Source organism: Pseudonocardia sp. CA-142604 (assembly GCF_050948475.1).
Lineage (GTDB): Bacteria > Actinomycetota > Actinomycetes > Mycobacteriales > Pseudonocardiaceae > Pseudonocardia > Pseudonocardia alaniniphila.
On sequence record NZ_CP192045.1, the window covers coordinates 5,671,762 to 5,692,259 of the forward strand.

19 protein-coding genes are annotated in these 20,498 nt (G+C 71.9%); 4 read left to right on the top strand and 15 right to left on the bottom strand.

Going from position 1 to position 20,498, the window contains the following annotated elements; all coding sequences use genetic code 11:
• Nucleotides 1-46: 46 nt before the first annotated feature.
• Complete coding sequence (locus tag ACQPZQ_RS25680) at nt 47-889, top strand: HAD family hydrolase (protein ID WP_433284742.1); 843 nt, start codon at nt 47-49, stop codon at nt 887-889.
• Here ACQPZQ_RS25680 and ACQPZQ_RS25685 read toward each other — a convergent pair.
• From ACQPZQ_RS25685 to ACQPZQ_RS25700, 4 genes are all read right to left on the bottom strand, one after another.
• Complete coding sequence (locus ACQPZQ_RS25685) at nt 880-1,458, bottom strand: TerD family protein (RefSeq protein WP_433284743.1); 579 nt, start codon at nt 1,456-1,458, stop codon at nt 880-882. The genes ACQPZQ_RS25680 and ACQPZQ_RS25685 overlap by 10 nt on opposite strands.
• 219 nt (nt 1,459-1,677) lie before the next feature.
• On the bottom strand, nt 1,678-2,433 hold the full coding sequence (locus tag ACQPZQ_RS25690) for a YebC/PmpR family DNA-binding transcriptional regulator (protein WP_433284745.1): 756 nt from the start codon (nt 2,431-2,433) through the stop codon (nt 1,678-1,680).
• A gap of 181 nt (nt 2,434-2,614) precedes the next feature.
• Nucleotides 2,615-3,253 (bottom strand): pyridoxal 5'-phosphate synthase glutaminase subunit PdxT, encoded by a 639-nt coding sequence (gene pdxT, locus ACQPZQ_RS25695; protein WP_241039023.1) that lies wholly within the window; start codon nt 3,251-3,253, stop codon nt 2,615-2,617.
• A gap of 72 nt (nt 3,254-3,325) precedes the next feature.
• Nucleotides 3,326-4,099: an AraC family transcriptional regulator gene (locus tag ACQPZQ_RS25700; RefSeq protein ID WP_433284747.1), complete on the bottom strand. Its 774-nt coding sequence runs from the start codon at nt 4,097-4,099 to the stop codon at nt 3,326-3,328.
• 227 nt (nt 4,100-4,326) lie between these two features.
• On the opposite strand from ACQPZQ_RS25700, the gene ACQPZQ_RS25705 reads away from it, so the two are divergent.
• Nucleotides 4,327-5,523, top strand: coding sequence for an MFS transporter (locus ACQPZQ_RS25705; RefSeq protein WP_433284749.1), 1,197 nt, complete (start codon nt 4,327-4,329; stop codon nt 5,521-5,523).
• A 25-nt stretch (nt 5,524-5,548) separates the two neighbouring features.
• On the opposite strand, the gene ACQPZQ_RS25710 is transcribed toward ACQPZQ_RS25705, so the two are convergent.
• Nucleotides 5,549-6,946: an NAD-dependent malic enzyme gene (locus tag ACQPZQ_RS25710; protein WP_241039026.1), complete on the bottom strand. Its 1,398-nt coding sequence runs from the start codon at nt 6,944-6,946 to the stop codon at nt 5,549-5,551.
• Between the two features lie 187 nt (nt 6,947-7,133).
• Here ACQPZQ_RS25710 and ACQPZQ_RS25715 point away from each other — a divergent pair, with 187 nt between their 5' ends.
• Complete coding sequence (locus tag ACQPZQ_RS25715; RefSeq protein WP_433284751.1) at nt 7,134-9,254, top strand: elongation factor G-like protein EF-G2; 2,121 nt, start codon at nt 7,134-7,136, stop codon at nt 9,252-9,254.
• 34 nt (nt 9,255-9,288) lie between these two features.
• Here the strand turns inward: ACQPZQ_RS25715 and ACQPZQ_RS25720 are convergent, their stop codons facing one another.
• On the bottom strand, nt 9,289-9,597 hold the full coding sequence (locus ACQPZQ_RS25720) for an AzlD domain-containing protein (protein ID WP_433284753.1): 309 nt from the start codon (nt 9,595-9,597) through the stop codon (nt 9,289-9,291).
• The gene (locus ACQPZQ_RS25725) at nt 9,594-10,274 is read right to left on the bottom strand and encodes an AzlC family ABC transporter permease (protein WP_433284755.1); all 681 of its coding nucleotides are present in this window, start codon (nt 10,272-10,274) and stop codon (nt 9,594-9,596) included. Before ACQPZQ_RS25725 ends, ACQPZQ_RS25720 begins: the two co-directional genes overlap by 4 nt.
• Before the next feature lie 54 nt (nt 10,275-10,328).
• Between ACQPZQ_RS25725 and ACQPZQ_RS25730 the strand changes: the two genes are divergently transcribed.
• Nucleotides 10,329-10,883: a helix-turn-helix domain-containing protein gene (locus ACQPZQ_RS25730; protein ID WP_433284757.1), complete on the top strand. Its 555-nt coding sequence runs from the start codon at nt 10,329-10,331 to the stop codon at nt 10,881-10,883.
• Nucleotides 10,884-10,927: 44 nt separating this feature from the next.
• Here ACQPZQ_RS25730 and ACQPZQ_RS25735 read toward each other — a convergent pair whose 3' ends face one another.
• The 8 genes from ACQPZQ_RS25735 to thrS form a co-directional block, all read right to left on the bottom strand.
• Nucleotides 10,928-12,856, bottom strand: a complete 1,929-nt coding sequence (locus tag ACQPZQ_RS25735) for a family 16 glycosylhydrolase (RefSeq protein ID WP_433284759.1) — start codon at nt 12,854-12,856, stop codon at nt 10,928-10,930.
• Nucleotides 12,857-13,101: 245 nt separating this feature from the next.
• The gene (gene pdxS / locus ACQPZQ_RS25740; protein WP_277398793.1) at nt 13,102-14,016 is read right to left on the bottom strand and encodes a pyridoxal 5'-phosphate synthase lyase subunit PdxS; all 915 of its coding nucleotides are present in this window, start codon (nt 14,014-14,016) and stop codon (nt 13,102-13,104) included.
• Between the two features lie 5 nt (nt 14,017-14,021).
• Nucleotides 14,022-14,615: an NUDIX hydrolase gene (locus ACQPZQ_RS25745; RefSeq protein WP_433284761.1), complete on the bottom strand. Its 594-nt coding sequence runs from the start codon at nt 14,613-14,615 to the stop codon at nt 14,022-14,024.
• A complete protein-coding gene (locus ACQPZQ_RS25750) occupies nt 14,612-15,736 on the bottom strand; it encodes a glycosyltransferase family 4 protein (RefSeq protein ID WP_433299366.1) in 1,125 nt (374 codons plus the stop codon). The genes ACQPZQ_RS25745 and ACQPZQ_RS25750 overlap by 4 nt, the downstream gene beginning before the upstream one ends.
• 35 nt (nt 15,737-15,771) lie before the next feature.
• Nucleotides 15,772-16,806 (bottom strand): phosphatidylinositol mannoside acyltransferase, encoded by a 1,035-nt coding sequence (locus ACQPZQ_RS25755; RefSeq protein WP_433284763.1) that lies wholly within the window; start codon nt 16,804-16,806, stop codon nt 15,772-15,774.
• Nucleotides 16,803-17,456, bottom strand: coding sequence for a phosphatidylinositol phosphate synthase (gene pgsA, locus ACQPZQ_RS25760; protein WP_433284764.1), 654 nt, complete (start codon nt 17,454-17,456; stop codon nt 16,803-16,805). The genes ACQPZQ_RS25755 and pgsA overlap by 4 nt, the downstream gene beginning before the upstream one ends.
• A gap of 75 nt (nt 17,457-17,531) precedes the next feature.
• On the bottom strand, nt 17,532-18,134 hold the full coding sequence (locus tag ACQPZQ_RS25765) for an HIT family protein (protein WP_433284766.1): 603 nt from the start codon (nt 18,132-18,134) through the stop codon (nt 17,532-17,534).
• Nucleotides 18,135-18,386: 252 nt separating this feature from the next.
• A complete protein-coding gene (gene thrS, locus ACQPZQ_RS25770; RefSeq protein WP_433284768.1) occupies nt 18,387-20,459 on the bottom strand; it encodes a threonine--tRNA ligase in 2,073 nt (690 codons plus the stop codon).
• Nucleotides 20,460-20,498: the final 39 nt, after the last annotated feature.

A 20,498-nucleotide genomic window follows, 5' to 3' on the forward strand; every position in this document is an offset into this window, starting at 1 on the left:
AGAGACAGCACCCCGACCCGGCCTCGCGACCGATGCCGGGAGTCCCGTGGTCTGTCTCGACCTCGACCGCACCACGATCTACTCGCCGGCCGCGCTCGACCTGCGCTGCCCCGACAGCGACGCCCCCCGGCTGCTCTGCGTCGAGATCCACGACGGCGCGCCACGGTCGTTCATGACCGAGGCCGCGGCCGATGCCTTCCGCGCGCTGCAGGACACCGCCGTCGTCGTCCCGACCACCACCCGCACGCCCGCGCAGCTCGCCCGCGTGCACCTGCCCGGGTCGCCCGCGCGGTACGCGATCGCCAGCAACGGCGGGCACGTGCTCGTCGACGGGGAGATCGACGCCGGGTGGAGCGCCACCGTGCGCAGCCGGCTCGCGGGCTGCGCGCCACCCGCCGAGGTCGAGACGCACATGCGCGCCCACAGCGGGGCGTTCGTCCTGCGGCTGCGCACGGCCGCCGGGCTCTTCTGCTACGCGGTGGTGGAGCGGGCGGCGCTGCCTTCCGGCTGGGTCGAGGAGCTCAGCGCGTGGTGCGCTCCCCGTGGCTGGACGGTGTCGCTGCAGGGCCGCAAGGTCTACGCCGTGCCCGCCGGCCTCACGAAGTCGGCGGCAGCGGCCGAGGTGCTCGACCGCTGTGGCGGCACGACGTTGCTCGCCGCCGGCGACTCGCTGCTCGACGCCGACCTCCTCGACGCGGCCCACCTCGCCATCCGCCCGGCACACGGCGAGCTCGCGGCCACCGGTTTCGCCCGCCCGCACCTGGCCGTCACCGTCGCCACCGGAGTGGCGGCGGGCGCCGAGCTGCTCGCGTGGCTCTCCGACCGGGTCGCGGCGGCCACCCGGCCCGGTCCCGGCGGCCAGGCCCTGCGCGAAGCGCGTCAGAGGTGACCGGCGGTCACCGGCAGCAGCTCCTGGAACGTGCGGCCGGACGCGACGGCGCCGATGGCCGTCATCGTCCAGCCTCCGCCCTCGTCACGGGCCACCTTGGCCATGATCTGGGCGTTGTGGCGGCCCGAGCCCGACAGGACGTAGCGGGCGAGCTCGTCGCCCGTGGTCTGGTCGACGAGCCGGCAGAACGCGTTCTCGACCTGGGAGAAGTCCTGGCCGGTGAACGAGTTGACGACGAAGACGATCTGGCCGATCGCGGGCGAGAGCCGTGTGAGGTCCACGAGGATCGTCTCGTCGTCGCCCTCACCCGCTCCCGTGAGGTTGTCGCCCGTGTGCTGCACGGAGCCGTCCTGGCTGCGCAGCTGCCGGAACCACACCGCGTCGATCAGGTTGTCGCTCACGTCGAACAGCAGCGCGGACGCATCCAGGTCGACCTGCTGCGACTTCGAGCCGAAGAGCCCACGCTTCTTCACTGCGTCCCAGCCGAGTCCCATGCGGACCACGCTCAGGCTTCCGCCGTCGCGCTTCGCGAGAGAGACCTTCTGACCTTTGGTCAGGCTGATCGACACACGTACTCCATTCGTCATTGCCGGGGAGGGAGCACGACCACGCGGTGAGTGGCCGGCGAGGATCTCGGGAACCACCGGCCACGGCAGCCGGCGACCACGCGCGGAGCCACCGTAGCCCAGTGGATCTTCGTCCGATACGCCCTGAATGCCCGGACTGACGGATACGTGTGCGGCGGAACTCAGCAGACCTCCGCCCTCAGCTCGTCGAATCGCCGACGGCTACGCGTTGACCTCTTCGAGGACCTCGTCGGAGACGTCGAAGTTGGCGTAGACGTTCTGCACCTCGTCGCTGTCCTCGAGCGCGTCGATCAAGCGGAACACCTTCTTCGCCGCCTCGGCGTCGAGCGGCACGCTCATCGACGGCAGGAAGGTGGGGTCGGCCGAGTCGTAGTCGATACCGGCGTCCTGCAATGCCGTGCGCACTGGAATGAGGTCACCGGCCTCGGAGACGATCTCGAAACTCTCGCCGAGATCGTTGACCTCCTCGGCGCCGGCGTCGAGCACGGCGAGCAGCAGGTCGTCCTCGGTGAGCTCGCCTGCCTTCGGAACGATCACCACGCCCTTGCGCGTGAAGAGGTACGCCACGGAACCGGGGTCGGCCATCGCGCCGCCGTTGCGGGTCATCGCCGTGCGGACCTCGGTGGCGGCCCGGTTGCGGTTGTCGGTGAGGCACTCGATGAGCACCGCGACGCCGTTGGGCCCGTAGCCCTCGTACGTGATCGTCTGGTAGTCGGCACCCCCCGCGTCGGCACCGGACCCGCGCTTGACGGCACGGTCGATGTTGTCGTTGGGGACCGAGCTCTTCTTGGCCTTCTGGATGGCGTCGTACAGCGTGGGGTTGCCATCCGGGTCACCGCCGCCCGTGCGCGCGGCCACCTCGATGTTCTTGATCAGCTTGGCGAACATCTTGCCGCGCCGGGCGTCGATGACGGCCTTCTTGTGCTTCGTCGTCGCCCACTTGGAGTGGCCGCTCATCGGTGTCGCCGTCCTTTCCCAGCTCTTGCCCACCCGCCGGGATCCGGACGTCCGCCACCGGCCTCCTGCCGCGCGGACCGGATAGCACCGACGTCTGCTTGAACTGTCGATTCTACCGACCCGTTCGGAGGACGAGCGGCCGGGAAGGGGGCCACCGGTCGTGCGGCCTCACGCCCATTGCTCAGGCGGCGCGGGCGGCTTCCTTCACGAGGTCGCAGAAGAGCCCGTGCACCCGCAGATCACCCGTGAGCTCGGGATGGAACGCCGTGGCGATCACCGCGCCCTGACGCACGGCGACCGCTCGACCGGCCGCAGCGCCCGCGTCGGCGCCGGTGATCGTCGACTGCGGGACGGTGGCGAGCACCTCCACTCCGGGGCCTGCCGACTCGACCCACGGCGCGCGGATGAACACCGCGCGGACCGGACCACCGAGCATCCCGCGGAAACGCAGGTCGGTCTCGAACGAATCGACCTGGCGGCCGAACGCGTTGCGCCGGACCACGACGTCGAGACCGCCGATCTGCTTCTGGTCGGGGCGGCCGTCGAGCACCTCGCGGGCGAGCAGGATCATCCCGGCACAGGACCCGTAGGCCGGCATCCCGGCAGCGATCCGCGCGCGCAGCGGGTCGAGCAGTTCGAAGACCTCGAGCAGCCGGCTCATCGTGGTGGACTCCCCGCCGGGGATCACCAACGCGTCCACCGCATCGAGCTCGGAGGGGCGGCGCACCGGCACTCCGCGGACATCGCCGCAGGCCGATACGGCCGCAAGATGCTCGCGGACATCGCCTTGCAGAGCGAGCACACCGATCACGGGAAGCACATGTCCAGGGTAGTCCGTGCCCTGCGACACAGCGGGCACCGCCGAGACCTGCGGTGCGATGCGGCGGCGGCCTCATCCGCTGGCGCCCGGGCTCGCCGATCTGTTGCGGACGTAGGCGCCCGGGGTGTGCCCCAGGGAGCGCCGGAAGACGTCGATGAAGGCGCTGGTGGTCGCAAACCCGCAGCAGCGCCCCACCGTTGTCACGGACCGGCCCTCAGCGAGCAGCCGAAGCGCCTGGTAGAGCCGCAGCTGGGTACGCCACTGCGGGAAGGTCATCCCCACGTCCTGGCGGAACAGCCTGGTCAGCGTCCGACCGCTCGCACCGACCTCACGCCCGAGGGCTTCGAGGCTGCGGGAGTCCGACGGGTCGGCCTCGAGGATCGCGGTGACGGCCGCGAGCCGGGCGTCGCGGGCGGCGGGGATCCTGACGGGCCGCTCACGTGCCGCGGCCAGCTGGTCGAGCAATACGCCGAGCATCCGCCGACGCGCTCGGACGTCCTGCGACTCGTCCGACGCGGTGTAGGCGATGAGCAGCTCACGCAGGAGCGGGGACACCGCGAGGACCGTCGGTTCGACGAGACCGAGCGGGTTGCGCTCGGCGGGCAGCCCGAGCAGGTGCAGGCGGGTCTCGCCGTATGCCCGATGGGAGTGGACCGTGCCCGCCGGCACCCAGATCGCGCGATGCGCGGGCACGATCCAGCGCGAGGCCTCGGTGTGCACGGCAAGCACCCCCTGGCTCGCGTACGCCACCTGGTTCTCGTCGTGCCAGTGCGCGTCCACCCCTGCGGTGGCCGCGAGGTCGCGGCTGTCGGTCGGCGCGTGCGGAAGGTGGCGAGTGCTCGACACAGTCGGCGAGATTATCGGGATCGCGCGCCCCCGGCCCGAGTCGATGATCGATGCTGTGTCGCCACGGACCGGCCGTGGTCAGTCGGCCGTCGCGCGCAGGACGAGGCAGAGGAAACCCCAGGTGCCGCCGGAGACGCGCAGCAGCGCCTGCGGCAGGTGGCGAGTACTCGACACAATCAGGCCCGTTATCGGAATCGCGCAGCCCGGCCCGATCCGATGATCGCTGCATGACGACAGGGAAACGCTCACTGTCCCGGCCCATGATCGTGCTCGTCATCGGGCACGCGGTCGATGACCTCTACCAGGGAGCCGTTCCCGCAATCGTTCCGTTTCTGGTCGCCGAGCGGTCGTACGGATATCTCGCGGCGTCCGGCATCACGTTGGCCGCGACCCTGCTGTCGTCCGTCGTGCAGCCGTTGTTCGGCGTGCTCACCGACCGCCGTCAGATGCCGTGGCTGGTCCCGCTGGGAATGACGCTCGCCGGCGCGGGAATCGGACTCTCGGGCGTGAGCGACTCCTATCTGATGACGTGGGCGGCGATCGCCCTCTCGGGCCTCGGGGTCGCCGCCTACCACCCGGAGTCCGCACGGCTCGCCCGCACGGCCAGCGGCGGCAGTCACGTCGCGATGAGCTGGTTCTCCGTCGGCGGCAACATCGGGTTCGCGCTCGGGCCCGTGGTCGTCACCCCGGTGCTGCAACTGGGCGGGCTGAGCGCCAGCCCACTGCTCGTCATCCCGGCCGCGGTCGGCTGCGCCCTCACGGTCTCGGCCCTGGGCCGTTCCGGCATCCGCACACAAGCACCGAGAACGGGCACGATCAGGAGCGGCAGGGACGACTGGCGACAGTTCGGCCGCCTGACGATCGTGGTCATCAGCCGGTCGATCGTGACATTCGGGCTCAGCACGTTCCTCGCGATCTGGGTCGCGGGGCGGGTGGGCGGTGGGCCGGTGGCCGGTGAGGTCGCCCTCGTGGTCCTGTTCGGGGTCGGCGCGGCCGGCACGCTGCTCGGTGGGGTGCTGGCGGCGCGGTGGGGCCGCATCCGGACGATCCGCGTGTCGTACGCGGTCGCCGTGCCCGCGCTGATCGGCCTCGCGCTCGTTCCCGGACCGGCCGTGTACCTGCTGGTGGCGTTGACCGCCGTCGCCACGTACGTCCCGTTCTCGCTCCATGTCACCCTCGGACAGGACTACCTGCCGAACAGGCTCGGCACGGCCAGCGGTGTCACGCTCGGTCTCGCGGTCAGCGTCGGCGGTCTCGCGGCCCCGGGCGTTGCAGCCCTGGCCACCGCATTCTCACTGCAGTACGCGCTGCTCGCCCTCGCGTTGCTGCCCGTGGTGGCGCTGCTCGCCGCCCGCCGCATGTCGGAGCCGGGCGCCGAGCCGCACACCACAGCGGTGGCAGCCGGCACCAGGACCACCCGTTGACGACCCCTTCGGCGGGCGCCGGACGTCAGATCGGGGCGACGTCGCTCCGGCCCGTGGCATTGCGGACCGCCTCGGCCACGGCCGGGGCGACCGCGGAGTCGAAGACGCTCGGCACGATGAACGACGGGTTCGGCTCGGTGACGACGTCGGCGATGGCGGCAGAGGCGGCGAGCAGCATCGCGTCGGTGATGTCGCGCGCCTGGGCGTCCAGCAGGCCGCGGAACACCCCGGGGAACGCGAGCACGTTGTTGATCTGGTTGGGGTAGTCCGAGCGGCCGGTGGCCACCACGGCGGCCTTGGCCATCGCGATCGCCGGGTCGATCTCCGGGTCGGGGTTGGCCAGGGCGAACACGATGGCGTCGGGCGCCATCGTGGCGAGCTCCTCGGCCCCGAACAGGTTGGGCGCCGACACCCCGATGAACACGTCGGCGTCGACCAGCGCGTCGGCGAGCGTGCCGGACACCTGCGCCACGTTGGTGTGCTCGGCGATCCAGCTCAGGTTGTCGTCGAGGCCGGGACGACCCGGGTGGACGATCCCGTTGATGTCGACGGCCAGCACGTCGCCGGGCGCGCTGGAGCGCAGCAGCCGGATGACCGCCGAGCCCGCGGCACCGACCCCGCACACCACGACCTTGCAGTCGGAGAGCTTCTTGCCGACCACCCGCAGCGCGTTGCGCAGCGCGCCGAGGACGACCACCGCCGTGCCGTGCTGATCGTCGTGGAAGACCGGGATGTCGAGCAGTTCACGCAGCCGTGCCTCGATCTCGAAGCAGCGCGGGGCCGCGATGTCCTCGAGGTTGATGCCGCCGTAGGCGGGGGCGAGGATCTGGACGGTGCGGATGATCTCCTCGGTGTCCTGGGTGTCCAGGCACACCGGCCAGGCGTCCACCCCGGCGAATCGCTTGAACAGCGCCGCCTTGCCCTCCATCACCGGCATCGCGGCGGCGGCACCGAGGTTGCCGAGGCCGAGCACGGCAGACCCGTCGGTGACCACGGCCACCGTGTTGCGCTTGATCGTGAGGCGCCGCGCGTCGGCCGGGTTGGCCGCGATGGCCTGGCAGACCCGGGCGACGCCGGGGGTGTAGGCCCGCGAGAGGTCGTCGCGGTTGCGCAGGCTGACCTTGGACTCGACGCTCAGCTTGCCCCCGAGGTGGAGCAGGAACGTGCGGTCGGAGACCTTGCGCACGCGCACGCCGGGTAGCGCCTCCAGCGCGGCGGTGATCTCCTCCGCGTGGGCCTCGTTGAGCGCGTTGCAGCTGATGTCGATGACGAGGATCTCGTTGTGGGCGGCCTCCACCACGTCGAACGCGGTGACGACGCCCCCGACGCGGCCGATGGCCATCGTGAGGTCACCCGCGGCGCTGGCGGAGGCGGGCACCTCGACCCGCGCGGTGATGGCATAACCGGGACCCGGAACTGGCACACCAAGACATTACCGTCGGCGATTGCACGACCTGCCGGCCCGGGTCGTGCGGCCCTGCTCACGTCCCCTCCGGTGAACATTCGATGAACCCGAATGCTCTCCAAGGGTTGTGACCGCTGGATCCCGGGTGTGGGATGGCGCACACGTCCTCTTCGACATCGACGCAGTGCTGCGGAGGTGGTCTTCCATGGCCGTCAGAGCAGAAGCCGGGCAGCGGACGGGGAACCGATCTCAGGTTCCGACCGCCGGCGACCCGTCCCGAGTGCGCAACGTGGTCCTCGTGGGGCCGTCGGGCTCGGGGAAGACGACGCTGGTGGAGGCGCTGCTCGCGCACACAGCAGCGATTCCCCGGGCCGGGGCGGTGGTCGAGGGCACCACCGTCTGCGACCACGATCCGGCTGCGGTCCGGCAGCAACGGTCGGTCGCGCTGTCCGTCGCCCCCCTGCTCCACGAGAACACGAAGATCAACCTCATCGACACCCCCGGTTACGGGGACTTCGTCGGTGAGCTCCGCGCCGGTCTGCGCGCCGCCGACGCCGCGCTGTTCGTCGTGCCGGCGAACGAGGGGCGCGAGGGTCAGATCGATCCCGCCACCGTCGCGCAGTGGGAGGAGTGTGCCGCGGTCGGCATGCCACGCGCCGTGGTGGTGGCGCGCTGCGACCACGCGCGCGCCGACCTCGAGGCCACGATCGCCGCCTGCCAGGACGCGTTCGGCAGCGGTGTCGCGCCGCTCTATCTCCCCATCCGCGAGGGCGACCGGCTCGCGGGCCTCTACGGCCTGCTCACCCAGTCGCCTGCCGGGCAGGCACCGCCCGGCGCGGACGACGCCCGCAGCGAACTGGTCGAGGGCATCATCGAGCAGTCCGAGGACGAGACGCTCATGGAGCGCTACCTCGGGGGAGAGGACCTGGACGTCTCCACGCTCATCGACGACCTCGAGACGGCCGTCGCCCAGGGGGCCTTCCACCCCGTGATCCCCGTCTGCGCAAGCAGCGGGATCGGGCTCGACGCGCTGCTGGAGGTGCTCGTCGGTGGGTTCCCCTCACCGCTGGAGCGTGAACTCCCGCCTGTCACCGGCGTCGACGGGACCCCGCATCCGCCGCTCACGGCCGACCCGGAGGGTCCGCTCGCCGCCGAGGTCGTGCGCACGTCGGCCGATGCCTACGTCGGGCGCGTGTCCGTGGTGCGGGTGTTCTCCGGCACGCTGCGCCCCGAGTCGACCGTGCACATCAGCGGGCACCACGTGGTCATCCCCGCCCAGCGGAACGGCGAGCCGGACGGCTCCGAGCCCGACGGCCACGACGCCGACGAGCGTCTCGCCCACATCTACGCCCCGCTCGGCGCCACGCTGCGCGAGATCGACGCCTGCGTCGCGGGTGACATCTGCGCCCTCACGAAGCTCGGCACCGCCGAGACCGGCGACACCGTCTCGGCCAGCGAGCACCCGCTGCTGCTCTCCTGCTGGGACCTCCCCCGGCCGTTGCTGCCCGTCGCGGTGGCCACCCGCACGCGGGGAGACGAGGACGCGCTGGTCAAGACCCTGGGGAAGATCGTCGCGGCCGACCCGACGCTGCGGCTGGAACGCAACCAGGAGACGCACCAGACAGTGCTGTGGTGCATGGGTGAGGCCCACGCCGACGTCGTGCTGTCGCGGCTGCGCGCCGGCGGCGCCGAGGTCGACACCGAACCGGTGCGCATCCCGCTGCGCGCCGCCCTCGCCCGGCCCGCGCGGGTCACCGGACGCCACGTCAAGCAGTCCGGCGGGCACGGCCAGTACGCCGTGTGCCACATCGAGTTCGAGCCGCTGCCGCGCGGGTCGGGCATCGACTTCGTCGTCAAGATCTTCGGTGGATCGGTACCCACGCAGTTCATCCCGAGCGTGGAGAAGGGGGTGCGGGCCCAGGCCGCGCGCGGGCTGACCGACGACCATCACCCGGTGGTCGACTTCCGTGCCACGCTCGTGGACGGCAAGGCGCACAGCGTCGACTCCTCGGACGCCGCATTCCAGACGGCAGGCGCGCTCGCCCTGCGGGAGGCGGCCGAGGCGTGCGGCGTGCAGATCCTCGAGCCGTACGACGAGGTCACGGTGCGCGTCCCCGACGAGCACCTCGGATCCGTGCTCGGGGACCTGTCGGGCCGGCGCGGGCGGGTACTCGGCACCGACGTCGCCGGACCGGGGCGCTCGCTGGTGCGCGCCGAGGTGCCGTGCACCGAACTGCGTCGCTATGCCGTGGACCTGCGCGCGATGACCAGCGGTGCGGCGACGTTCGAGCGCGAGTTCGCCCGCTACGACGTGGCACCGACCTGACGGGCCTTCGCCACCGCGTGCACGCAGACGCCCGTCAGGGCACACCGAGGTGGCGCAGCCCTGCGGTCGTGGCCGCCGCCAGCACGACGACCAGCACGAACGGCACCTTCCGCCAGGCGGCGAGCGCGCCGACGGCCACACCTGCCGGCCGGGCCCATCCCGCGAACCCGGAGCCGTCGGTGAACGCCGCGGTGGCCACGAGCGCGACCAGCAGGGCGGTGGCGCCGAGGTCGACATAGCGCTCCACCCGACCGGGCAGGCGCACGCGGTCGCGCAGGACGACGCCGGTCAGCCGCAGCAGGTAGGTGCCGCCCGCGAGGGTCAGCACGGCGGGCCAGTTCACGCGTCGCTCCTCGCCGGTACCTGCGCGGCGAAAAGACCGGCCAGGCCCACCAGCACCGGCAGTCCGGCGGGCAGCCAGGGCGTGGCCACGAGTGCCGCTGCCGCAGCCAGGAGCCCGACCCTGCGGGCGTCGGCCCTGCGCAGCGAGGGCAGCAGGAGGGCCAGCAGCGCGGCGGGAAATGCCGCGTCCACCCCGAAGGCGTCGGGATCCGGCACGGCGGAACCCGCCAGCATCCCCGCCACCGTCCCCAGGTTCCACGCGACGAACAGCAAGGCCCCGCACAGCCAGTACGCCGTGCGCGACCGAGTGCCGCCGCCCCGGGCCCGCGAGAACGCCACGCTCTCGTCGACCATGAGGTGCGTGCCGAGCAGTCGAGCGGGCCAGCGGTCGGCGATGTTGCCGCCCACGGCCAGCCCGAACGGCACGTGCCGAGCGTTGAGCAGCAGGCCGGCAGCCACTGCCGCGATCGCACCGCCCCCCGCCGCGACCACGGCGACCGCGAGGAACTGCGCTCCGCCTGCGAACACGAGCAACGACAGCGCCATCGTGAGTGCCATCGGCACCTGCGCAGTGGCGGCCAGGGCACCGAACGAGGCGCCGACCAGGGCGCTCGCCGCGGCGAGCGCCACCGCGTCCCGCAGGTCCTCCCGGTCTAGTGTTCGGTTGAGTGAACGCATGTCCCATAGAGTGAACGGCACGTAATCTGTTCGTCAAGCCGAACAAGGAGTCCGATGGATCGAACGGCGCCGTTGGCGACCATCGCCGCCGCGCTCCGCAGGGAGCGCGAACGCCACGGCATCTCCCTCACCGAGCTCGCCCGGCGAGCCGGCGTGGCCAAGTCGACGCTCTCCCAGCTCGAGTCCGGTGCGGGCAACCCGAGCGTCGAGACCCTGTGGGCACTCGCCGTGGTGCTCGAGGTGCCGTTCGCACGTCTGGTGGAGCCGCCGGTCTCCCCCGTGCAGGTGGTGCGGGCAGGCGAAGGGGTGGCGATCCCGTCGGAGCACGCCCGGTTCACCGGCACGCTGCTCGCGGCCTGCCCTCCAGGCGCCCGCCGCGACCTACACGTCATCGCCGCCGAACCGGGCCCGGCTCGCGCCGCGCACGCCCACATCCCCGGCACGGTCGAGCACATGATCGTCACATCGGGACGATGGCGTGCGGGCCCGGCCGACGACGAGGTCGATCTCGGCCCCGGTGACTACCTTCGCTTCCCCGGCGACCGCCCGCACACCTACGAAGCCGTCGAACCCGGCTCGGTCGCGGTGCTGGTGATGGAGTACGTGTAGCCCCCCCACCAGCACCGCGACCGGAACCGGGTCCGGGGATGTGATCAGCCCCCGGGAACTGCGGCCGGGGCACCTCCGGGTGGGTTCGCATCCGGGCTGCCCTCGGCGAGCCGCCGCCCGAGCGGCCAGGCCTCCCGCAAGCGAATGTCGGACTGAGCCCGCGTCGAACTGGTCACTCGGGCCACCAGGCCTCCGGGAGGCGGAGTCACGGGCCTGAGCTGGTCCAGGTTCCGCTGCCCGAGCGTGTGCCTGAGGTCGGTGACGAGGCCACTCACCAGCTCACCGAGCGGCAGCGAGTACTGCTTGACCCAGTCGACGTGCATGTAGGACTCCTGCACGGCCCCGGAACCACTGTTCGGGAACCAGTCGAGCTGGACGCACAGGTGCATCGGGCCCGGAGGCAGGATGCTCACGTCCGTGGTGCGGTACCACTCCCTGCCGTCGACGAAGGCGGCGACGTGTGTGGGCGTCCACTCGACCGCCCAGTTGTGCCACTGCGTCGCGTCGATCCGCACCTGGCCGTGCACCTGGTTGTTGTTCGGCCCGTAGTGCAGGAAGAAGTCGGTGGTCTGGCGGGTTTCGTCCATCATCTCCATGAAGTCGATCTCTCCGCCCACCGGGAAGTTCTCGGCGTCGGGCCAGAGCAGCATCAGCGCGTTGTAGGTCTCGTCGGACGCGGGCGCCCGCACCCTGCCCTCCCAGCGGCCGTACATCTGCCCCGGGTTCCACGCCATGCCCTCGGTGTTGCCCTGGGAGTCACCGGTGATGGTCATCACGCCGTTCTGGACGCTGACCGCATCGGGCGTGCGCCGGCCGTTGCCGCCGTGACCCGGTCCGTCGTAGAGATCCCAGTCGGGGCCGAGGCCTGAGGTGAACTCGTCCGTCCGGTTGGGCGTGCCCCACCCGAACCGGTCGGCCGCGGTGGTCCCGTCACCTCCAGGGGGGCAGTTGGGTGGGGTCGTCGGCGGAGTCGTGGGCGGCGTCGTCGGTGGGGTCGTGGGTGGAAGCGTCGGCGGAGTCGTCGGGGGAAGCGTCGGCGGAGTCGTCGGCGGAAGCGTGGGAGGAGTCGTCGGCGGAACGACCGGGGGGAACAGCGGCGTCAGCACGATCGGCACCGGGAACGGCATCGGTACCGGGAACGGCATCGGGAAGGGCACGGGGTACGGCACTGGCAGCACCACCGTCCCGCCGGGCGAGGCCGGGGGCGGCACGGCGGTCGGCGGCGGCAGCGTCGGGAACACCGGCGGAAGCGTCGGGGGCGTCGGGAACACCGGGGGAAGCGTCGGCGGCGTCGGCAGCACCGGAGGCAGAGTGGGCGGCGTGGGCAGGACCGTCGGCTGGGCGACGGGGATCTGCGGCTTGGGCAGCGGGACCGGCTGATCCAGCGGCTTGGGCAACGGCACCGGCGGCGCCTCGGGCTTCGCCGCACCAACGCCCGGAGCGTCGGGCTTCGCCAGGCCGACCACGGGAGGTGCCGGCTTCCCCGCCTCGGAGCCGGGCACGCCGGGCTTCGGCGGCTCGGGCGCGCCCTCCTTGATCGCGCCCACCTGCTCCTTGCCCGACGTATCCACCAGACCCTTGCCGGAGGCGTCGGCCAAACCCTTGCCGGACGAGTCGGTCAGCCCCTTCCCCGACGCATCCGCGAGCGTCTTGCCGGAAGGGTCCGCAAGCCCCTTGCCCGACGCGTCGGTCAGTCCCTTGCCGGACGTATCGACCAGTCCCTTGCCGGACGTGTCGGTCAGTCCCTTCCCCGACGTGTCCACCAGGCCCTTGCCCGACGGATCCGACACCCCCTTGCCCGGGGATTCAGGCGTGCCCTTGCCCGGGGGCTGGGTCGGCGGAACCGTCGGAGTGGTGGTCGGTGGCGTCGTCGGCACACAGGTCGGCGGCGGGGTCGGCTGCGCAATCGCCGCCAGCGATCCGGTGAGCATCGTGGTGACGACGATGCCCACAACGGTCGCATATCGCCTCATCTACCTCGCCTGCCCCTCGTGTCCCTCAAGTCACAGATCGGACATGAGGCACACTAGGCGCGGACGATTACTCAGGAACGCTGGTTCACCAGACCGTGTGGGTGTTCCCACCACTTCGGGGCGCCGATATCGGCACAGAACGTCGTCGCCGCTGTGCCCCGGTTACGGTGACCGGTGACACGGCGGCGACAAACGGAGCAGTGTGCACTTCTGGGTGGCAGTGCCACCCCCGAGGTGTGACGGGGCTACCAGCCCCGCGAGGCGTACCGCTGCTCGGCAGGCAGCTCGGCTACGTTGATCCCGACCATGGCCTCACCCAGACCCCGCGAGACCTTCGCGATCACGTCGGGGTCGTCGAAGAACGTGGTGGCCTTGACGATGGCCGTGGCCCGCTGCGCGGGGTCGCCGGACTTGAAGATGCCCGAGCCGACGAACACACCCTCGGCGCCGAGCTGACGCATCATCGCGGCGTCGGCGGGAGTGGCGATACCGCCCGCGGTGAAGAGCACCACCGGGAGCTTGCCCGCGCGGGCGACCTCGGTGACCAGTTCGATCGGGGCCCGCAGCTCCTTGGCGGCGTCGTAGAGCTCGGCCTCGTCGAGGCCTGCGAGCCGGCGGATCTCACCGCGGATCGAGCGCATGTGGCGGGTGGCCTCGACGACGTTGCCCGTGCCCGCCTCGCCCTTCGAGCGGATCATCGCGGCGCCCTCGGAGATGCGCCGGAGCGCCTCACCGAGGTTGGTGGCACCACAGACGAAGGGCACGGTGAACGCCCACTTGTCGATGTGGTGGGCCTCGTCGGCCGGGGTGAGCACCTCGGACTCGTCGACGTAGTCGACCCCGAGCGACTGCAGCACCTGAGCCTCGACGAAGTGGCCGATGCGGGCCTTGGCCATCACCGGGATGGAGACGGCGTCGATGATGCCCTGGATCATGTCCGGGTCGCTCATGCGGGCCACGCCACCCTGGGCGCGGATGTCGGCAGGCACGCGCTCGAGCGCCATGACCGCGACCGCTCCCGCGTCCTCGGCGATCTTGGCCTGGTCGGCGTCGACCACGTCCATGATCACGCCGCCCTTGAGCATCTCCGCCATCCCGCGCTTGACGCGTGCGGTGCCCAGCGCTGGGCCGGTGGTGGTCTCGGACGTTTCGGACGACACGGCTTCTACCCCTCAGTTCTACGATCTGCGGACACCCGATCGTACGTCAGTGCAACGATCGGTAAGCCGGGCCCGGCAGGCGGCGCGGTGGTCGTCACGCCGGTCTCGGGGTCGGCGATCTCGAAGTAGGCCGGCAGCGGTGCGGTACCCGCGAGATGCAGCCAGCGCACCAGCCTTCGGGACCGTAGACCGAGGGTGTCACGCACGGCGTCGTTGTGCACGCGGCGCGCCAGGATGAGCAGCTGTTCGGCGTCGATGAGCTCCGCGAGCAGCGCCGGTGGAAGCACCGACCGGTCGAGCGTCCCGAGCGCACGTCCGAGCACGTTCTCGGCCGCTTCCCTGTCGCCTGCGCAGGCGCGGGCGGAGTGCGCGGCCGCGACGGCGGCCCGCAACCGGTCCGCACCGTCACCCTCCGTCACCTCAGCCGCGGAGAGCGCCGCAGCGGCGCGCCGATCGAGCGCGGCCTCGAGCCCCGCGCGCGCGGCGTCGGTGCGGACGTGGAGGCGGTCCAGCCTGCGCACCCTCGCGAAGCACAGCACGGTGGCCCAGACCAGCACGAGGACGACGGCGACGACCAGAGTCCACATCTCGGGACTCACGATGCACCGACGACACGACGGGGGTCGGCCGCCACCGCGGCCCGGTAGACCCGCACCACGGAGGCCGCGACGGCTGGCCAGCCGAAGTCGGCCGCGCGCATCCGGCCCGCTGCGGACATGGCGGCTCGCGCGGACGGGTCGTCCAGCAGGGGGGAGAGCGCGGCGGCGAGCGCGCCTCCGTCGCCCGTCGGGAACAGGACACCCGCCCCGGAGCCGCCCACGACGGCGCGGAAGGCGTCGAGGTCGCTCGCCAGCACGGGCGCGCCGGCCGCCATCGCCTCCGTCAGGACGATGCCGAAGCTCTCGCCGCCGAGGTTGGGCGCGCAGAACACGTCGACCGACCGCAGCGCGGCGGCCTTCGTGGCGTCGTCGACGGGGCCGAGGACGTCGAGGCGGGCGGCGACCGGTCCGGCCGCACGCCGCAGCGCGCCCGCATCGCCCCGGCCGACGACCAGCAGACGCAGGTCGGGCCGCGACGGCGCCAGTGCGCGCAGCGCGTCGAGCAGCACGGTCATGCCCTTGCGGGGCTCGTCGAACCGGCCCAGGAAGCCGACGGTCCCCGGCCGGGGGTAACCGGGCAGCAGTGGCCCGTCGGCGAAGGCGGGGATGTCGACCCCGTTGGGGATCTCGACGGCGTCACCGCCCAGATGCTCGACCTGCACGCGACGGGCGAGCGGCGACACCGCGATCCGAGCCGTGACCTTCTCCATCAGCGGGCGCAGCACGCCACCGAACGCGCTCAGCGCGCGGGAGCGCTCGGTCGAGGTGTGGAACGTCGCGACGATCGGGCCCTCCGCCGCGAGCAGGGCCAGCACCGACAGGCTGAACGTCGTGGGCTCGTGCAGATGCAGCACGTCGAAGGAGCTCTCGGCGAGCCAGCGACGAGCGCGGGCGTAGGTCACCGGACCGAACGTCACACGCGCCACCGAGCCGTTGTACGGCACTCCCATCGCGCGCCCGGCCGGCGTGACGAACGTGGGCACGGGGGTGTGCTCGGCGGCCGGGGCCAGGACGCTGACGGTGTGCCCGAGATCTTCGAGCGCCCCGGCGAGGCCGACGACATGGGCCTGCACGCCGCCCGGGACGTCGAGCGAGTACGGGCAGACGATGCCCACCCGCAACCGTCGCCGGGCGGGTGACGCACCGTCGGAGTCGGTCATCGCACCACTTCCCCGCGGACGTGGTCCGCGGTCCAGATCGGCTGCAACGCGTGCCAGTCGGCCGGGGCGCGCGCGATCAACCGGCCGAACTCGTCGGCGATCGCCTGCGTCGCCTCGGCCACCGCGGCACGCGACTCGCCCGTGCGCAGCCGCGAACCGTCACCGACCGTCACCGGCTCCGCGATCGGCACCTGCCAGCCGTCGGGGCTGAAGTGCGGGTAGGCCGGCATCAGCAACGCACCCGTCAGTGCGGCCAGCCGGGCCGGGCCGGCGGGGAAGCGCGCCTGCTCGCCGAGGAACTGCACCTCCACGCCGGTGCCAGTGATGTCCCGGTCGGCCACGAGGCAGACGATCCCACCCGCGCGCAGCCGCCGGATCAGCGCCCTGTGCGCGGCCGATCCGTCCTCCGCGGCCACGACCTCGAACCCGAGCGATTCGCGGTAGGCGACGAACCGCCGGTAGAGCGACTCCGGGCGCAACCGCTGTGCCACCGTGGTGAACGCGGGCGGCCTGCCGAGCCTGCGCAGCGTCTCCACCAGCCACACGCCTGCGACGTCCCAGTTGCCGCTGTGCGGCACCGCGAAGACCACGCCGCGACCGGCCTCCAGCGCCTCGAGGAACGGCTCGCGCCCGGTGAGGAACGGATCGACACTGGCGTGGACGTCGGCGAGGTCCATCGTCGGCAGCCGGAACGTCTCGCACCAGTAGCGGGCGTAGCTGCGCATCCCGTCTCGGACGAGCACGTCGAGCTGCGCCGCGGACGCCGACGGCACCACCCGCGCCAGGTTCGCCCGAAGCTGGCGCACACCCGCCCCGTCCTGGCGTGTTGCGAGGTCGGCGCCGATCCGGAACGCCCCGAAGGCCGGGCCGGGCGGGAGCCCGCGCACCAGCCGCCATGCCGCCGCGTACTCGGCGTCGGCGACGCGCTCGGCGAGCCGCGCCGCGCGCGACGTCCGTCCGCTCCGGGCGCCGCCTGCCGGTTGGGCGCGGGATCGGTCCGGCGCGTGCGGCGGGTCGAGCCGGGCGGTCACGGGCTCGGCGCCGAGTCGGTGGGTCCGGAAGGGCCGGTGGTGGACACGCTCGCTTGCGCGCTCCGGTAGACGAGCAGGATGCGCTGCCCGACGGTCCACACCGACGCCGCGGCCAGGAGCCAGAGCGCGACCGGGAGCGCGTAGGGCACCCCCAGCCCGTGCAGGCCCGTGCCGACCAGCGCGACGATCAACCGCTCGGCACGCTCGACGAGCCCGCCGTCGGCGGAGAGCCCGGCGCCCTCGGCCCGGGCCTTGATGTAGGAGATGAGCTGGCCCGCGACCAGGCAGACCAGCGCCGCGACACCCAGGAGCCGCTGATCCCCCACCCCGAGGCACCACCAGGTGAGCCCGGCGAACAGCGCCCCGTCCGCCACCCGGTCGCACGTGGAGTCGAGCACCGCGCCGAACGGTGTGCCGTTGCCCCTCGCCCGTGCCATGGCGCCGTCGATGAGGTCGAACAGCACGAACAGCGTGATCACGAGCGTGCCGATGAAGAGCTGGCCACGGGGCAGGAACCAGAGCGCCGCGGCGACCGAGCCGACGGTGCCGACCACTGTGACGACGTCGGGTGCGACTCCGTGCCCGACGAGCCATCGACCGATGGGATCGGTCACGCGGTTGACGCGCACACGGGCGAGGACGTTGAGCATGGACTCCTGCTTGGTCGGCCGGGGCCCATGGTGACCGGCCACAGCGCGCCGGCCGCCGCCTGGACCAGAGGCAGCCTAGCGCCGGTCGCCCGCGGCGCCTCCCGGCGGTTGTCCGGTCGACGGCCAGGCCGCCGCGAGTAACGCCCTGGTCTCCGACAGCAGCTGCGGGATCACCTTGGTCTGCCCGACGACCGCGATGAAGTTGGCGTCGCCGCCCCACCGCGGCACGACGTGCTGGTGCAGGTGCTCGGCAAGCGATCCACCTGCGACGGTGCCGAGGTTGATCCCGACGTTGAACGCGTGCGGCGCAGCCACCTGCTTCAGTGCCTGGACCGCCGCCTGCGTGAAGGTCATGAGCTCGACCGCCTCGTCGGGCGTGAGGTCCTCGAGCTCGGCGACGTGCCGGTAGGGCAGCACCATGAGGTGCCCCGGGTTGTAGGGATGCAGGTTGAGCACCGCGTAGACCGTGCGCCCGCGGGCGACGACGAGACCCTCTTCGTCGGACAGGGCGGGGATGCGGCAGAACGGGCAGCCGTTGCCCCCGGCGTCCTTGATGTAGGCCAGCCGGTGCGGCGTCCAGAGCCTGCGGAAGCCGTCGGGCGTGCCCACCCCGTCCTGCAGTTCGGCCACCGGCTCGACCGGGCCGTCCGTCGCCCCCGGCAGGGCCGCGTCGCTCATGTCGCGATCCTAGGCGCGCCGACGGCACCGGCGACGACGGCGCCGGGCGGGACCCGCACCCCGAGGAGCGCGCTGAACAACTCGGCCCTACTGCGCGGCGCCCAGGCGGCGCCCTCGCGGCGTTGTCGTCGGGCTCGATACAACAGCGGTATCGGCCCCTCCTCCGCCTTGCGATCGCCCGGGTGCGGGTGTCCCGCAAGGACACTGCACCCGGATCACCGCTCGCTACGGGCGGAGTTGATCAGCACCCTCCTAGGAGCGCGCCGCCGCGATGACGTCGCCCGTGGGGGACGTGTTGTTCCGGCTCGAGATCCAGTCGACCACCGTGGCGACGGCGTCTGCCACCGGAATCCCGTTGAGCTGGGAGCCGTCGCGGAACCGGAAGCTCACCGCTCCCGCCTCGGCGTCGCGGGCGCCCGCGAGAAGCATGAACGGCACCTTCTGCATCGTGTGGGTGCGGATCTTCTTCTGCATCCGGTCGTCGCCCGCGTCCACCTCGACGCGCACGCCGTGCTTGCGCAGCTGGGCCGCGACGTCCTCGGCGTAGGGGACCTGCTCGTCGGTGACCGGGATGGCCACGACCTGCACCGGCGAGAGCCACGCGGGGAACGCCCCGGCGTAGTGCTCGGTGAGCACGCCGAAGAACCGCTCCATCGAGCCGAACAGCGCCCGGTGGATCATGACGGGACGCTTCCGCGAGCCGTCAGGTGCGGTGTACTCCAGATCGAACCGGTCCGGGAGCATCAGGTCGACCTGGATGGTGGACATCTGCCAGGTGCGTCCGATGGCGTCCTTGGCCTGCACGCTGATCTTGGGCGCGTAGAACGCGGCACCACCTGGGTCGAGCACGAGCTCGAGACCGCTCGCCTCGGCGGCCGCGCGCAGCTCGTTGGTGGCGCGCTCCCAGTCCTCGTCGCTCCCGATCGACTTCTCCGGGTTGCGGGTGGACAGCTCGAGGTAGAAGTCGTCGAGGCCGTAGTCGCGCAGCAGATCGAGAACGAACTGCAGCAGCGAGCGGATCTCGTCCTGCATCTGCTCCTGGGTGCAGTAGATGTGCGCGTCGTCCTGGGTGAAGCCACGGGCACGGGTGAGCCCGTGGACCACGCCCGACTTCTCGTGCCGGTAGACAGTGCCGAACTCGAAGAGCCGCAGCGGCAGCTCGCGGTAGCTGCGCCCGCGCGACCGGTAGATCAGGTTGTGCATCGGGCAGTTCATCGGCTTGAGGTAGTAGTCCTGCCCCGGCTTGCGAACGCTGCCGTCGGCGTTCAGCTCCTCGTCGAGGTGCATGGGCGGGTACATACCCTCGTGGTACCAGCCGAGATGGCCGGAGATCTCGAAAAGCTGCCCCTTGGTGATGTGCGGGGTGTTGACGAACTCGTAGCCCGCCTCCTCGTGGCGGCGGCGCGAGTAGTCCTCCAGCTCCTTGCGGATCACCCCGCCCTTGGGGTGGAACACTGCGAGCCCCGAACCGATCTCGTCGGGGAAGGAGAACAGGTCGAGCTCCGCGCCGAGGCGGCGGTGGTCACGGCGCTCGGCCTCGGCGATGCGCTCGAGGTGGGCGTCGAGGGCCTCCTGGCTCTCCCACGCGGTGCCGTAGATGCGCTGCAACTGCGGGTTCTTCTCGCTGCCCCGCCAGTACGCCGCCGCGGTGCGGGTGAGCTTGAAGGCGGGGATGAAGCGCGTGGTCGGGATGTGCGGCCCGCGGCACAGGTCGGACCAGACCGTCTCGCCGGTGTGGGCGTGCACGTTGTCGTAGATGGTGAGCTCGCCGGAGGCGTCGACCTCCATGACCTCGCCGTCCTCGGCCGCCTCGGACTCCGGGCCGCCCTTGAGCTCGATCAGCTCCAGCTTGTACGGCTCGTCGGCGAGCTCCTTGCGGGCGTCCTCGAGCGAGTCGAAGCGCCGCCGGGAGAACCGCTGCCCGGCCTTGATGATCTTCTTCATCGCGGACTCGAGCTTGGTCAGGTCGTCGGGAGTGAAGGGCTTCTCGACGTCGAAGTCGTAGTAGAAGCCGTCGGTGATCGGCGGGCCGATCCCGAGCTTCGCCTCCGGGTACAGCTGCTGCACCGCCTGGGCCAGCACGTGCGCGGCGGAGTGCCGGATGACGCTGCGGCCGTCCTCGGTGTCGGCGCCGACGGGCTCGACCTCCACGTCACCGTCGGGCACCCAGGCGAGGTCGCGCAGGCGCCCCTCGGGATCACGGACGACGACCACGGTGCTCGGCCCGCTCGTGGGCAGGCCCGCCTCACGCACGGCGGCACCCGCAGTCGTCCCCGCCTGCACCCGGACGGGAGCGGACGCGGCAGGGGATACGGGCGCGGACACGAAGGGCCTCCATCGGTCGGTTGGTGTGCCTTCGATGCT